Origin of the sequence: Grimontia celer (genome assembly GCF_900055185.1) — a bacterium.
In the GTDB taxonomy this organism is placed as follows: Bacteria; Pseudomonadota; Gammaproteobacteria; order Enterobacterales; family Vibrionaceae; genus Enterovibrio; species Enterovibrio celer.
Window position 1 is genome coordinate 1 of record NZ_FIZX01000043.1, and the last position, 597, is coordinate 597.

General features: G+C 41.0%; 1 rRNA gene. It reads left to right on the plus strand.

What is annotated here, in order from left to right:
* Positions 1-389: 389 nt before the first annotated feature.
* Positions 390-597, plus strand: a 16S ribosomal RNA gene (locus GCE9029_RS26625); the annotation flags it as partial.

The window sequence follows — 597 nt, forward strand, 5'->3', positions numbered from 1 at the left end:
AGGGCAAAAGCCTTAACGAAAATAATTTGAAAAAGTGGTTGACACGACAGGTTATCTAGTTAAAATGGCCGCCCACTTCAACGGAAAGCTGAAAAGCTTAAAAACAATAGTTTAGTCCATTGAAGTACTGTTCTTTAACAATATAAACCTATCAATCTGTGTGGGCACTCGTTGATGAATATCAAAACGTTATTACTTAGGTAGTAACAGTTACTTCGGTAACAAACTTGATTTCAATGAACTGAGTGACCAATACAAAATTAAGTTTACTTAATTTTGGCACAGTCAAATCATTACCATTCTGTTGGAATGGTAATAGATTTAGAATTACATGTTTACTTCGGTAAATATTAGTTTTGAAGTCAGTATTCGTTGAGTCACAAAATCGTAAGTTGAAGAGTGTGATCATAGCTCAGATTAAACGCTGGCGGCAGGCGTAACATATGCCAGTCGAGCGGCAGCGACAACATTGTACCTTCGGGGGATTTGTTGGGCTGCGAGCCGCGGACGGGAGAGTAATGTCGGGGAACCTGCCTGGTAGAGGGGGATACTCACTGGCAAGGGTGCGTAATACCGATTGACGTCGTTGGACCAACG